This window comes from Thermomicrobiales bacterium (assembly GCA_023954495.1).
In the GTDB taxonomy this organism is placed as follows: Bacteria; Chloroflexota; Chloroflexia; order Thermomicrobiales; family CFX8; genus JAMLIA01.
In genome coordinates this window covers 1-13,886 of sequence record JAMLIA010000082.1, presented here as the reverse complement: position 1 = coordinate 13,886, position 13,886 = coordinate 1, and the positions used below count along the sequence as shown (strand labels likewise).

Genomic DNA, 13,886 nt, shown 5'->3' with positions numbered 1-13,886 from the left:
GCGGCAATCGCGGCACGCGCCGAAAAATGGCCGGAGACGATGAACGCCAGCTCAACCCACGACACGAAGCGCAGCGAGGATGTCCGCGCCCGCATCGCTGTGCTGTCCGAGTTGGTCGACGACTGGGCCGATCATGTCGCGCGCTGGCGGGATGCGAACCGACGCTACCTGCGGGATGTCGATGGCGTGCCCGCACCGGAGGGCAACACCGAGTATCTGATCTACCAGACGCTCATCGGCGCATGGCCGATTGGCGACGCCGATCGGGCGGATTTCGCCGGACGGATCAAGCGCTATCTGGAGAAGGCCGGACGCGAGGCGAAGCAGCACACCAGCTGGATCAACCAGAACGTCGAGTATGAAGCCGCGGTCGCCGGATTCGTCGATGCAATCCTCGCCTCGGACAACCATGCGTTCCTCGATGACTTCCTGCCGTTCCAGCGCGAGGTCGCCTGGTATGGTGCGCTCAATTCGCTGGCGCAACTGGCGATCAAGGCGACTGCTCCCGGCGTACCCGACTTCTATCAGGGAACCGAGCTCTGGGATCTCAGCCTCGTCGATCCCGACAATCGCAGACCAGTCGACTTTGCGCAGCGAACCGCGCTCCTCGACCAGCTCGAATCAGCCGATGTCGCTGCGCTCCTCGCTGACTGGAGTACCGGCGCAGTGAAGCTGCTTGTGACGCAGAAGCTGGCGCGGCATCGGCGGAGTCTGCTCGATCTGTTTGCAGGCGGTGAATACCTGCCGCTGGAGGTCGCTGGCGAGCGACGGCGGCACGTCGTCGCGTTCGCCCGCCGGAGTGGTGACGTCTGGTCGATCACGGTCGTCCCCCGGCTCCTCGCCGGGCTCGCCCGCGCTACCGGATTCGCGGCCCCGCAAGCGCCGCTGGGTGCGCAAGCCTGGGGCAATACGCGCGTACTCCTGCCGAACGATGCCCCATCTGGCTGGGGCGATGTGCTGACCGGTGCAAGGCACGAGGCAAGCGACACACTGCCACTCGCCTCGTTGCTGGACAGATTCCCGCTGGCTGTGCTAGCCGGTGAGTCCGTGGGATGAGAGCTTGTCGATCGAGATCCGCAGAGTCTGGCGGTCGCCGGTACGAAAGTGCCCGTATTCGTCCGCTGTCGTGCCTGGGTTGTAGCGGATCGCCAGCGAGATGATGTCGTTCTCGGCCGTCTCGGTGTCCTCGATGATCTCGGTCACCGTGCCGCGGACGGCGACGTAGGTGTAGCCCTCCTCGAAGCAGACTGAGACGCGCGGGTCACGCCGGACATTGCTGTTCTTCACTCGGCTCGCGGTTGTATTCATCATAATTGAGTCGCCCTGCAGCTCGTACCACATGACGGACTGCTGCGGCGTGCCATCCGCGCCGATTGTCGCCAGCACGGCAAAGCGTGGCTCATCCAGAAACGCGCGAACAGCGTCAGAGATTTGTACTGCCTTAGCCATTACCTGTCCTCTACCTGCATGTGACGCAGCGCGCGTCACTCGTCTTCAATGCCCGGCGGGTGATGCCCGCGGCGCGGCGCATGTGCGTGACCAAACGCTCCATGATTGTGCCAAACCGGTCGGTTCTCACTCGGATCACCCTTAAAGAGAAACTTCGGCGCGTGAAACACGCGCGTAGCGACCTGTCCACAGAACGGGCAGGTCGCCGGCTCACCGGCTTCTTCGACCGGGCGCTCGATGTCGAACTCCTCGCCACACGAGCCGCACTGATATCCGTAACGTCGCATTTCTCTGCTCTCTTCCGTTTATCTGCACCGGATCGTACCCGATCCTCAGTCGCAGATGCTGTTATTGCGAGATTGCACTTGGCGCGGAGCAATCCACACTGTATCATCGTCCGGGTTATTGATACCGAGTCTCAATACAGATTGAGACCAGTGGCGGATGAGTGGGGTACCGGGATGCAGCGGGTCAAGCTTCGAACAGTTCCAGCGCTAGTTGTACTTATTGTCGGAGCGATGCTGCTCGCCGCTTGCGGAGATAGCGCAGCGGAAGACTCCGGCAAGCTCAATGTCGTGGCGACAACGACGATCATCGCCGACATGGCGCGCAACGTCGGCGGCGAACATGTCGATGTGCAGAGCATCGTCCCGGCGAACGCTGATCCGCACTCGTTCGAGCCGACGCCGCGCGAGATGCGCTCTGTCGCCGACGCGGATGTCGTCATCGAGCATGGCCTCGGTCTGGACGCCTGGATATCCGAGATGATCGCCGCGTCCGAGACCAAAGCGCCGGTTACGATCGTGACCAACGGCATCACCCCGCTCGCGTCCGTGAACCACGACAATGAAGACGAGGACGATCACGATGAGGACGCAGAGGAGGGACACGACCACGGGCCGAACGATCCGCACGTCTGGTTCGATGTCGCCAATGCGAAGATGATGGTCGCCAACATCCGCGATGCGCTCGTCGCTGCTGATGCTGACAATCGCGCATCGTACGAAGCGAACGCCGACGCCTACCTCGCGGAACTGGACGAGTTGGACATCTGGATTCGCGAGCAGATCGCGACAATCCCGGAGAGTCAGCGCAAAATTGTGACGAATCACGATGCGTTTGGCTACTATGTGCACGCATACGGTCTGACACTGGTTGGCACGGTTATCCCGAGCCTTGACTCACAATCGCAGCCCTCGGCGCGCGATACGGCAGCGCTGATCGAGGCGATCGAGGCATCCGGCGTCAAGGCGATCTTCACCGAGGCGGCGCTGAATCCGGCGCTGGCGAACCAGATCGCGGGTAATGCCGGTGTCGCTGTCGTCAGCGATCTCTACGGAGATTCGCTCGGCCCGGAGGGAAGCGGGGCGGATACGTACATCGGGATGATGCGGACCGACACGACGCGGATTGTGGAGGCGCTGCGTTGAGCGCTGGTTCACTGGTCGATCTCTCAGGCATCTGCGCGAGCTACGACGATCGCGAGGCGCTCGATCATGTCTCGCTGGCGCTCAACGCCGGTGAAGTGGTGAGCTTCGTCGGTCCGAACGGCGCGGGCAAGAGCACGCTGCTCAAGGTCATCGCTGGCCACGTGCGCCCCGACCGCGGGACGGTCAGCTTCAGCGCGGAGCTCGGCAGTCGACCCCGGCAGGAGATCAACTATGTCCCCCAGCGTGACAAGCTGGACTGGTCGCTGCCGGCCAGCGTTCTCGATCTGGTGCTGATGGGCGCATATCGCCAGACGAGCCGCTGGCGACCGCTGCGCCACGAGAGCACCGACGACGCGCTCCGGGCGCTGGATGTCGTCGGCATGCGCCACCACGCCGGTACGCAGATCGGCAGGCTCTCCGGCGGGCAGCAGCAGCGCGTCATCCTGGCCCGTGCGCTGATTCGTCCGGCGGCGATCTATCTGCTCGATGAGCCGTTCACCGGAGTCGATGCCCCGACCGAAGCGCTCTTCGAGCAGGTCATCCACTCGTTGCGCGAAGAGGGCAAGTGCGTTGTCATGGCGACGCACAACCTCGATTGCGCGCGAGATGTCAGCGACCGCGTACTGGTGCTGAATCGCAGGACAATCGCACTCGGACCGCCGGTCGAGGCGCTGACGCCGGTGATGATCGCCGTCGCGTTCGGCGACATCTCCCATCTGCACATCCACGGTGAGGACGCGCACGTCCATGTATAGCCTGTCGATCGTTGGCTGGATCACCGAGCCATGGCAGCTCGTCTTCATGCAGCACGCTTTTATGGCGATCATCATTGTCGGGCTGGTCTGCGGCGTCGTCGGCGCGTTCGTTGTCCTGCGCGGGATGGCGTTCGTCGGGGACGCGTTCGCCCACGCTGTCTTCCCCGGCATCGTCATCGCGTTTCTGCTGGGTTCCAGCATCTTCATCGGGGCGCTCATCGCCGCCGCCGTCGTCTCGCTCGGCATCGGCATCCTCAGCCAGTCCGATCGCCTGCACGAGGACACAGCCATCGGGGTCATGTTCGCCGGTGCGTTTGCGCTGGGCATCGCGCTGATCAGCTCGACGCGCTCCTACTCGCGCGACCTGACGTCGTTCCTGCTCGGCAACATCCTCGGTGTCAGCCAGACCGATCTGATCTTGACGGCGGCGATCGCAGTCGGGGTGCTCAGCGTCCTGCTTATCTTCCGTCGCGAGATTGTCCTGATCACGTTCGATCGCACGCTGGCAACGTCGCTCGGTGTGCATCTGTGGCGCTACGACCAGCTCTTCCTGATCCTGCTGGCGCTGGCGATCGTGACGGCGTTGCAGACTGTCGGGAACATCCTCGTGCTGGCGATGCTGATTACTCCGGCCGCAACGGCGCGCCTCGTTGCTGACCGCCTGCCGCCAATGCTCGCGCTCTCAGCTGGCATCGGCGTCGTGTCGGGCATCTGCGGGCTGTACATCTCGTACTACTGGAACGTTGCCTCCGGCGCGGCGATCGTGCTGGTGGCGACGGCGATCTTCTTCGTCGTCTGGATCGTCGCCCAGGCTCGCGAACCGCTGCGGCGTTGGCGTGGTGTCACGGAAGCGCTGCCGGATGTGATGCCAAAGATTCCGCAGTAGTCAGCTCAGGCGAATCAGGTCGCCGGGCGCAGCAATGCGAATGTCCACCTCCGGCGCGAACACGCGCGCAAAGTCGGCGAAACGCCCAGCCGGTTCCGTCAGGAAGCGCCGATCTCGTATCCCGGTGCCGTAGGGGTGGAAGGTGCCCCAGTGAATCGGGACGGCCAGGCGCGGCTGAATCAGGCTGACGGCCCGGGCGGCGCGCTCCGGATCGAGGTGGCCGGCGCCGAGCGTTCGCCCCCACCCCCAGACCGGAATGAGCGCCAGGTCGATCTGCGCCCCCAACGAGGACATGTCATCGAACAGGTCGGTGTCACCGGCGAAGTAGATCGCATGGCTCCCCTCGATGACGTAGCCAATCGTCGCGGTCGTCGGGCCGAACGGGACTCGGTGCCCGGAATGCACCGCCGGAACCGCGCGCACCCGCATACCGCCGATCTGGCGCGTCTCGCCGACAGCGATCTCTTCTGCGTGCGGCAGACCGCGCCGCCGCAACCACGCCGCCGCTCCCTCCGGCACGATGAGCGGAGCCGCATCGCCCAGACGGCGCAGCGTCGGCAGGTCGCAGTGGTCGAGGTGGAGATGCGAGAGCAGGACGGCGTCGATCTGTTGTGGTCGATTCGCCGGACGGATGTCGCTGCGGCGGCGGAGATGCGCAACCCGCCGCCGCAGGATCGGATCGGTCAGGATCCGCTGCCCGCCGGTTTGGATCAGCGTCGTCGAGTGCCCGAGCCAGGTAACGCCGGAGGTATCGTGCTCGATTGGCGGGCTGCTCTCGTTCACCTGGATTACATCGCCAGGATGTTGAACCCGTTGTCAGCGTAGATCGTTTCGCCGGTCACGCAGGACGACAGGTTCGACGCGAGGAACAGGCCGACGTTGCCGACCTCTTCCTGAGTGATGTTGCGGCGCAATGGTGAGCGCTCCTCCATGACGTCGCGAGCCGTGCTGATGCCCTTCACGGCGCTGGCGGCCAGCGTCTTGAGCGGTCCGGCCGAGATGGCGTTGACGCGGATGTTGCTTGGCCCGAACTCGGCGGCCAGGTAGCGCATGTTGCACTCCAGAGCCGCCTTGGCGACCGCCATGACGTTGTACTTGTCGACAACACGCTCGGCTGCCAGATACGAGAGCGTCATGATGCTGCCCCCGCCGGCGGCTTCCAGCAGCGGCTTGGCAAAGCGGCTTGTCTCGATCAGCGAGTAGGCCGATACGTGCTGGGCCAGCGCGTAGCCATCCCACGGCAGCTCGCTGAATGTGCCGGACAGATCCTCCTGCCGCGCGAAGGCGATCGAGTGGACGAACACATCCAGGCTGCCCCAGTGATCCTTCAGCGTCTCGAAGAGGGCTTCGATCTGGGCCGTATCCTGAACATCGCAGGGCAGGATCGGGATCTCCTTGTCAGTCTCCAGCGTGGCGGCCAGCTTCTCAACGTTGGAGCGAATCCGCTCGCCGGCATAGGCGAATGCGAGCGACGCGCCCTCGCGGTGCAGCGCCTGCGTGATGCCCCAGGCGATTGAGCGCTGGTTTGCGATCCCCATGACAAGGCACTTCTTGCCGTCCATCAGCCCCATTGCGTTCGTTCCTCCCGTGGTCACGTTCAAGCGTCACGCGGCGCGCAGGCCGGACGTATCCCGTTGAGTATGCCGATGCCGATCGGTCAGCGCCAACGATGGCTAGCCATTCTGCGGTGTTTCCGCAGTCCGCCAGTACACGCCGGACTCGCGCTGCATCAATCCATGATCGATCATCTCGCGCCGCAACGTCGCCGCATCGGCATGGTGCCGTTTGATGATGGCGTTGACCTCACGCTCATCGTAGCGCGTGCCGTCCTCGAACCTGTTCGCCAGCCAGCGCAGCACGATCAGCTTCTTCTCGCGCCCGACCGGGATCTCTTTCAGTTGCTCGCCGTCGAAGAATGTAGCCAGAACACGCCGCTCCTGCTCAGAGGCATCCGCTGGAACACCGCTGGGCGGAGCCGACTTTCGCGCGAGCAGGCTCCGGCGCTGGTCACGCATCTGCTGTATGGCCAGCCGCCAGCGGGTACGGTCGTCCGGCTCTGCCTCAACGACACCGGCTGACGCCAGCACGCCCAGATGTCGGACGACATCCTGCCGCCGTAGACCGCTGTGCTCGACCAGCTCATCGACCGTCGCGGTCCGCAGCGCGAGCGCTCCGGCAATCGCCAGTCGCGATTCATCGGAGAGCGCGCTGAAGAATTGCAGGAGTGCTTCCAGCCTCTCATCACTCACGGTCAGCCTCCGTGCTCGCTGCATGCATCGCCTGCCACTCGTTGCGCAGGAGACCAAAGAGCAGCATGTCGTAGCGTTGCCCATCGCGCTCCATAAATTCGCGCATGGCACCTTCCCGCTGAAATCCCAAGCGCTCGTACAGCGCGATGGCGTTGGTGTTGTAGGCGAACACCGACAGTTGCAGTCGGTGCAGGTTTAGCTCGTGGAACGCGAAGCGCATCGCGATTTCCATCGCTTCCTGCCCGTACCCTTGCCCACGCAGCGCGCCGTCCCCGATCATCAGGCTGATCCAGCCGACACGCTGATGCCAGAGAATGCCGTCGATCTCGATGACGCCGATGATCTGCTCGTCACTCAGCCGCCGGACTGCGAATCGGAACTCCTTGTCGGAATCGTTGTACGCATCTGCCCAGCGCTGCACCTGCTCCAGCGTGCGCGGTCGCGCCGGGATGGCGTCAAAGTGCCGCAGCGCAGCGTTGTCCTGCCACCAGCCCACGATGGCCGACAGGTCGTCGCGGTGGATGGCGTCGAGGCGAATTCGCTGCCCCTGCAAGACATCGCCGATGAGCATGTCCCGAATGTCCCTTCGTTTGCCCGTGTCGGCATACGGAGTATCGCAAATCGAGTGGGCATCGCGTGTCAGCATTGGCGAGCTGTCTGGTACGGAAGCCACCCCTTGCCCCGACATTTCGAGCGTGTACGTGAGAAATCTCCCCAAACCCGTCCGATTCAGGCCGGCGCTGTCGGCACGTTCATTCGCTGACCACAGCCGCCAACGCCATCAATCTGACCATCGCCGCCTGATCGAGGAGCGTGAGCGGGACGGAGGTTGTGGCCAAGCCGCTTGCTGGGTCGCGACGATCGGTCCAGATGTGCTCGGCGTAGCGCAGCAGGGCGTCGCGATAAGCCGGGTCGGGCTGTACCTCGTCCAGGTCCAGCAGGTAGTGAAAGAAGATTGCGTTGAACGCGATCTCCTGACCGTCGAACCAGCGCCCATCCTCCAATGTCATCACCGCCTGCGCGGTGCGATTGGCGCGGTCGAGGAAGAGCGTGTCGTCGGTCAGCCGGTAAAACCAAAGGTTCGCGCCGATCATCGCGCCCTGGTTGTACGAGTAGACCGCGTAGTCGATCGATCCGTCGGCACGGACGTGGTCCCAGAACAGGCCGTTGTCGTCGGCCAGATATTCGTAGACCCACGCGTACATCTTCGCCGACCAGTCGAGCACCTCAACGCTGCGCTCTTCGTCGGCCAGGTTGTCGTGCAGCATCAGGCCGAGCAGGGCGGCTGTCCCGGTTGTTACCGTGTTGCGGTCGTGGTTCGCGTCGGACTCGATCCAGTTGATACCGCCTGCGTCCGCGCTCTCCGTGTCCCAGCCGGAGATCAGGAAGTCGAAGATCTCGTCCGCGTATTCCAGCGCGTCCGGGTCGCGCGTTACCTCCCAGGAGCGCATCAGCTCAACACCCAGCCAGACGTTGTCGTCGTAGTAACGATCGCTCAGCCAGCCAACCGGCGGCGCGAGATACGAGGAGAAGCCGGGCGGGTCGCGGGAATCGTCGCGATAGGCCGCCAGCACGTCGGTAACTGTTCGCACATCTGCCCTGGATGCCAGCGGGGGTGTGAGCCTGGCCATGTCGGTGGCGCTTCCGAACACCTGCGTCATTGGCCACAGGAAGGCGACATCGAACCGCGCGTTGACGCCGTAGCGTTCGCGGTAGAGACCGGTGTCGGCAACGGCGAAGGTCCGATTCATCGCGGTCCATGCCGTCGCCGCCCGCCAGCGCCAGAGCTGCGCTGCCGCGGGATCAGGAGTTGGCAACGGCGTCGCCGTCGGTGAGGCGGCTGTCATCGGCGTTGTCGCCGCGACCGGTGTCGACTGGGCGAGCGTTGCGGTCGGCGACACAGCTGTCGGCGTCGGAGCTTGCTGCGTCGGTTCTGCGCGACGAGCGGTCTCGATCGCCTGTTCGCGTGCTTCCGACGGTTCGGTCTCGCGTGGCTCACGAGCACTGCGCAGTGAAGCAGTCCCGATTGCGATCACGAGCAGGGCGCTCGCGCTAATGACTAGCCCCACCAGCAACTTCCGCCGCCGCGAGCGCATCAGTAGGCGAGTGCGTGGAGCGCGCCGGCCAGCACCTTGATGCCAGCGACCGCGTCGTCAATCGACGTGAATTCCTCGGGCGTGTGGCTGCGACCGTCCTTGCTGCGCACGAAGACCATCGCGACGCGGGCGACCTGCGAGATGCGCTGGGTGTCGTGGAGCGCGCCGCTCGGCATCGTCAGCGAGGGGATGCCCTGGTTGCTGGCTGACTCTTCGAGGACACGGACGATCTCCGGATCGCACGGGCACGGTGCAAGCGGCGGCCGGCTGGTCCAGCTGATCTCCAGGTCACGCTTCTCGGCGATCCGCGTTATCGCCTGCTCGTGCGCGCTCGACAGCTCCTCCAGCTTCGCCGGATCGTTGTGGCGGCAGTCGATAGAGAAGTCGACCCTGCCCGGTACGACAGGTCCGAGGTTGGGATCAACGTTCAGCCGTCCGACGGTTGAGACAGCGGGGCGGCCCATCGTCAGCGCGTTCTGGTTAATCGCCAGGATCATCTCTGCGGCACCGACCAGTGCATCGCGGCGCGTGTCCATCGGGCGCGCGCCGGCATGGTTCGTCTCGCCGACGACGCGGACGTTGTAGCCCTTCGAGCCGTTGATGATGTTGACGACGCCGACCGGCAGGTCTTCCAGCTCCAGCACCGGTCCCTGCTCGATGTGCAGCTCGATGAAGGCTTCGATATCATGGCGAACCGCGTCGGCGTATTTGGCGGGGTCGAGGCCGATGTTGCGCATGGCCTCGGCGAGTGTGATGCCGTCGGTGCTCGGGATGGCTTCGGCGTCCCCATCGGCAATCGCGCCGCTGATCCCACGCGAACCCCAGAAGCGCGCGCCGTTGAACCGGCTACCCTCTTCTTCGCAGAATGAGACGATCTCCAGCGGATGCTTCGGTGCGCCGAACTGGCGTTGCAGTGCTTCGACCGCAGTGATTGCTGCGATGATGCCAAGCGCTCCGTCGTAGCGCCCGCCGGGCATCTGCGAGTCGATGTGCGAGCCGGACGCGATGACCTTGCCGCCTTCGGTCCCTTCCAGTCGTCCCCACAGGTTCGCGACCGCGTCCATTCGCGTGGTGAGTCCGATCTGCTGGCACCAATGCTCGACCAATGCCTGAGCGTCGATCCACTCCGGCGTCAGTGCGGCGCGGCAGACGCCGGTGTCATGACAGGCACCGATCGCGCCGAGCGTCATGATGCGGTCTTCGACGACTGCTGGATCGATCTCGATCTGTACCATGCCATCTCCTCTTCTTCTGCGCGCATCGCCTGGTTCGATTGTCGCATTGCCTTCCATTACCAGCCAACGACGCGTGCATGTCACAATCACATGATGCTCCGGCCTTGTCGGAGCGCGCGGCATGCAGCTTGAACAGCATTATGGGGACGACGATGCGGGTATTGAAATTCGGGGGGACTTCGGTAGGCAGCGCTGCGGCGATCTCAAACACCGCCGACATTCTCGCAGCGCAGCGCGCGCAGGACGAACGCATCGTCGGTGTCTTTTCGGCCATGAGCGGTATTACTAACCTGCTGTTGTCGCGGGCCGACGCAGCAGCGCACGGTGATTCCGAGGGTGTCGATGCCGTCCGGGCCGATCTCCTGGCTCCGCACTACGCCGCGCTCTTTGAGCTTGTTGAGGACGCGGATCGACGGCGACAGACTGAGGCGTTGATCGCCCACCACGCCGACGAGGTGTCGCGGCTGCTGTATTCGATTTACGTCCTGCGCGAATGCACCGCCCGTGCGCGTGACCGCATCGCCTCATTCGGCGAGCGGATGAGCACGCTGCTGGTTGCGGCCACGCTGGAGGATCGCGGCATCGCAGCCCAGGCGATCCCGTCCGACACGCTGATCGTGACTGACAGTGCGTTTGGCAATGCCTCGCCGCTGCTCGATCGCACGACGTTCCGCACGCGCTCAACGCTTGAGCCGCTCTTTCAGGCCGGCGTGATGCCGATTGTCACCGGATTCTTCGGGGCAGACGAGCAAGGGCTGACGACGACGCTCGGGCGTGGTGGATCAGACTATTCGGCGGCCATCCTCGGCTACGCGCTCGACGCCGACGAAGTACAGATCTGGACCGATGTTGACGGCGTCCTGACCGCTGACCCGCGTGTCGTGCCGGAAGCTCAGATGCTTGATCGCGTGAGCTACGCCGAAGCGACCGAGCTCGCCTACTTCGGCGCGAAGGTGATCCATCCTAAAACGATGCACCCGGCAGTTGAGAAGGGCATTCCCATCCGGATTCAGAACACGTTCAATCCGGATCACGTTGGCACGCTCATTGGTGCGGACGCGCCGGGCCAGGCGAACGGCGACAACGGCACTCGCCGACCGGCGAAGGCGCTGGCGTCAGTCACCGGCTTCGCGGCTGTCACAGTCTTCGGTCGCGGCCAGATCGGCGTGACCGATACGACATCGCGCATCTTCCGCGCGGTTGGTCGCACCAATGCCAATGTCTACATGATTTCGCAGGCGTCATCGCAGCATTCGCTGACCTTCCTGCTGGAGGAAAGCTACGTCGCGGCGATCGAGCGTGAGCTGCGCGCCGAGTTTGCGGCCGATCTGGAGTTGGGTCGCGTCGAATCGATCGCGGTCGACCGCGACCTCGCCATCGTTGCCGTCATCGGTGAGCGTATGCGCGGCACGCCCGGCGTGGCAGGACGCGTCTTTTCGACGCTCGGCGCTGCCGGGATCAACATCATCGCGATTGCGCAGGGTTCGAGCGAACTGAACATCTCGTGCGCCATTGCCGGCAACGAGGCGACCCGCGCCGTCCGGGCGCTGCATGAAGCGTTCGAGTTGGCGCGGTAGCGGAGAGACCTAGCGCGGCGAGCCGGAGCGGGAGCGGCGCAACAGATTGCCCATCGGGCTGACGCTGTTGGCCTGCTCCTCGGACGGGCGGAGCTGAGCGACCCGGCGCACCGGTTTGCGCGGGGAGCGACCTCCGCGTGACTCGCGGCCGTCGCCATCGTGCTCGTCGTCAACCGTAGCGTCTTCGACGTCAGGCTCGTCAGCAGCCACCGCATCGAAGGCATTGTCTGGTTCTTCGTCAGGCAGTGGCACAAACAGCACGTCCAGATCGGGCGCAGGGGCCGGCTTCGCTGCTTTCGCACTCGGTGGTGCAGCCGGTGATTCGGCGACCGGCGCAGGCATCGGCATGGCCCGCTCAGCAGGCGGCTCGGGCTGCGGCGCACTCACGAGCTCTTCAGGAGTCGCGACTGCCTCTGCGGCGTTTGCCTCCGCCAGCATCGCGTCGGTGATGATCGGGAAGTCGGTGGTCTGCTCGAAGCGCTCTTCGATTTCGACATCCGACAGCGGGCCAGCCTCTGCGTTCTCAGCCGCTGCGCTGACAACTTCCGGCTCCGGCATCGGAGTTGGCGGCTCAACGATCGGCGCTTCCGCCTCAACGACCAGTGCCGCTTCCGGCTCCGGCTCGACGGCAACAACCGCAGCGGTCGGCGCGGCGACGATGGCAGTCTCGATGGCGGTGTCGTCAACGATGTCGTCGGACACGACGTCACCTGTCGCATCACCGGCCGGCTGCACGCGCGGGCGATCGCGCAGCAGCACACCTGCACGAATTAACAGAAGCGTCCAGATGCAGCTGACGAGAATAATCGTCGGCAAAACGATAAAGGCGAAGATGAAGAGTAAGTCACCGGTGGACATCGATGCTCCTGAGAGTCTTCACGAGCAACCGCAGGTGCGGGCAGGCTCTGTACGTTCGGTCGCGACTTGCAATGATAGCGGCCCGCTTCGGTGAGAGCCACCTGAAGACGGTATGCTCAATGGTGCCAGATGCGGCAACCGCGTATCTGCCATTGTCATCTCACGGGCTGGAGGCCTGATGCTCGCCTGGGTCATCTTCTTCGTCTGCGTTGCTATCCTGCTATCCGTCGTGATCGACCGGATCATGCGGCACTTCGGCGTCACCCCGGCTGATCCAGACGCTGCGCGCGGCGGTATGCACGTCCTCGCCGAACGGCTGAAAGACTGGACCGAGCAACGCAAGCGGTAGGCTGGTGGGTCCCCTGCGGTGTCGTGTGGCCAACCGGGCGTATGCATACGCCCGTGCGGTCCACCAGCCCTGCGGAATGCCTGATCACCCCGCCGCGCAATATTCGTAGCAAACCTGTCCGAGAATCTGAGCAAATGTTTCCAGCACGTCCAGGTCAGCCCATTCCACGAGTCCATGACCGCCGACGCCATCCGGGCCGAAGATGACCACCGGCACACCAGCCTTGTCGAGCAACGACGAATCCATCCATCCAGCCGCCCCCTGGACCTCCGGCGTTTCGCCGCGCTCCGCTGCTGCGATGCGCGCGATGGTCTGCACTATCTCGGCCTCGCGATCGATTTCGAACGAATCGCGACTCAGACCGATCTCCAGCGTCGCCTGAAATTGCTCATCCTCGTCAGCAAGTGCGTCGAGCATCTCCTGGAGCTCGCGGGTCACGCTCTCGCGCGACTCACCGGGGATCGTCCGGCGCTCGATCTCCAGCACGCAGATGTCGGGATATGATGACAGCTCCTGCCCTCCCCGAATCAGCGACGCATGCATCGATGGCGGCCCAACCAGCGGGTGCGGCTCGCGCGCTGCGAGATCATGCGTGTACTTCTCGAACGCCGACAGCACGCGACCCATGTGCGCAATCGCATCGACGCCGATTGCATAGAGGCTGCCGTGTGCTGCGAATCCCTGCGTCGTAATCGTCGCCCAGACGAACCCCTTGTGGGCGATGCAGAGGTTCAGTCCGGTTGCTTCGAGGATCAGCGCAGCGTCGGGATTCCAGCGGTCGATCTCATTGCAGATCGCTTCAGTTCCGATGCTGGAGTGCTCTTCATCGACGACAAATGTGACGATGAGCTTGCCGGGGAAGTCATCGGCCCTGGCGATCGTTTCCAGCAACACCAGCGCAGCAGCCATCGCCGCCTTCATGTCGTCGGCACCGCGACCGTAGAGCTTGTTGCCCTCAACCCGGCCGGAGTACGGGTCCTCCATGCCAGCGACGCCGACGGT

General features: G+C 64.2%; 16 protein-coding genes. 6 read left to right on the top strand and 10 right to left on the bottom strand.

Features of this window, described 5'->3' with window-relative positions; all coding sequences use genetic code 11:
- Positions 1-1,056 (top strand): hypothetical protein (locus M9890_13205; GenBank protein ID MCO5177908.1); only part of this gene is annotated, 1,056 nt, incomplete at its 5' end.
- Here M9890_13205 and M9890_13200 read toward each other — a convergent pair.
- Complete coding sequence (locus M9890_13200; GenBank protein MCO5177907.1) at positions 1,033-1,449, bottom strand: PPOX class F420-dependent oxidoreductase; 417 nt, start codon at positions 1,447-1,449, stop codon at positions 1,033-1,035. The two genes, M9890_13205 and M9890_13200, sit on opposite strands and share 24 nt — an antisense overlap.
- A 35-nt stretch (positions 1,450-1,484) precedes the next feature.
- Positions 1,485-1,736, bottom strand: a complete 252-nt coding sequence (locus M9890_13195; protein MCO5177906.1) for a zinc ribbon domain-containing protein — start codon at positions 1,734-1,736, stop codon at positions 1,485-1,487.
- A gap of 174 nt (positions 1,737-1,910) precedes the next feature.
- Between M9890_13195 and M9890_13190 the strand changes: the two genes are divergently transcribed.
- From M9890_13190 to M9890_13180, 3 genes are read left to right on the top strand one after another with little or no spacing between them, the layout of a single operon-like run.
- Positions 1,911-2,879, top strand: a complete 969-nt coding sequence (locus M9890_13190; protein ID MCO5177905.1) for a zinc ABC transporter substrate-binding protein — start codon at positions 1,911-1,913, stop codon at positions 2,877-2,879.
- Positions 2,876-3,634 carry a metal ABC transporter ATP-binding protein gene (locus M9890_13185; protein ID MCO5177904.1) on the top strand — a complete coding sequence of 253 codons (759 nt, stop codon included), beginning with the start codon at positions 2,876-2,878 and terminating at the stop codon, positions 3,632-3,634. Before M9890_13190 ends, M9890_13185 begins: the two co-directional genes overlap by 4 nt.
- Entirely contained in the window at positions 3,627-4,520 is an 894-nt protein-coding gene (locus M9890_13180) for a metal ABC transporter permease (GenBank protein ID MCO5177903.1), read from the top strand. Before M9890_13185 ends, M9890_13180 begins: the two co-directional genes overlap by 8 nt.
- Here the strand turns inward: M9890_13180 and M9890_13175 are convergent, their stop codons facing one another.
- The 6 genes from M9890_13175 to M9890_13150 form a co-directional block, all read right to left on the bottom strand.
- Positions 4,521-5,303: an MBL fold metallo-hydrolase gene (locus M9890_13175; GenBank protein ID MCO5177902.1), complete on the bottom strand. Its 783-nt coding sequence runs from the start codon at positions 5,301-5,303 to the stop codon at positions 4,521-4,523.
- A 5-nt stretch (positions 5,304-5,308) separates the two neighbouring features.
- Positions 5,309-6,091, bottom strand: coding sequence for an enoyl-ACP reductase (locus tag M9890_13170; GenBank protein ID MCO5177901.1), 783 nt, complete (start codon positions 6,089-6,091; stop codon positions 5,309-5,311).
- A gap of 102 nt (positions 6,092-6,193) precedes the next feature.
- Positions 6,194-6,769: a DUF2087 domain-containing protein gene (locus M9890_13165; protein ID MCO5177900.1), complete on the bottom strand. Its 576-nt coding sequence runs from the start codon at positions 6,767-6,769 to the stop codon at positions 6,194-6,196.
- Positions 6,762-7,340, bottom strand: coding sequence for a GNAT family N-acetyltransferase (locus M9890_13160; GenBank protein MCO5177899.1), 579 nt, complete (start codon positions 7,338-7,340; stop codon positions 6,762-6,764). The genes M9890_13165 and M9890_13160 overlap by 8 nt, the downstream gene beginning before the upstream one ends.
- A gap of 181 nt (positions 7,341-7,521) precedes the next feature.
- On the bottom strand, positions 7,522-8,838 hold the full coding sequence (locus M9890_13155; GenBank protein ID MCO5177898.1) for a hypothetical protein: 1,317 nt from the start codon (positions 8,836-8,838) through the stop codon (positions 7,522-7,524).
- A 26-nt stretch (positions 8,839-8,864) separates the two neighbouring features.
- The gene (locus tag M9890_13150) at positions 8,865-10,100 is read right to left on the bottom strand and encodes a Zn-dependent hydrolase (protein MCO5177897.1); all 1,236 of its coding nucleotides are present in this window, start codon (positions 10,098-10,100) and stop codon (positions 8,865-8,867) included.
- Positions 10,101-10,177: 77 nt separating this feature from the next.
- On the opposite strand from M9890_13150, the gene M9890_13145 reads away from it, so the two are divergent.
- Entirely contained in the window at positions 10,178-11,677 is a 1,500-nt protein-coding gene (locus tag M9890_13145; protein MCO5177896.1) for an aspartate kinase, read from the top strand.
- A 9-nt stretch (positions 11,678-11,686) separates the two neighbouring features.
- Here the strand turns inward: M9890_13145 and M9890_13140 are convergent, their stop codons facing one another.
- On the bottom strand, positions 11,687-12,535 hold the full coding sequence (locus tag M9890_13140; GenBank protein MCO5177895.1) for a hypothetical protein: 849 nt from the start codon (positions 12,533-12,535) through the stop codon (positions 11,687-11,689).
- 178 nt (positions 12,536-12,713) lie between these two features.
- Between M9890_13140 and M9890_13135 the strand changes: the two genes are divergently transcribed.
- Positions 12,714-12,884, top strand: coding sequence for a hypothetical protein (locus M9890_13135; GenBank protein ID MCO5177894.1), 171 nt, complete (start codon positions 12,714-12,716; stop codon positions 12,882-12,884).
- An 84-nt stretch (positions 12,885-12,968) separates the two neighbouring features.
- Here the strand turns inward: M9890_13135 and M9890_13130 are convergent.
- Positions 12,969-13,886: M20/M25/M40 family metallo-hydrolase (locus M9890_13130; GenBank protein MCO5177893.1), on the bottom strand; the 918-nt coding region annotated here is incomplete at its 5' end.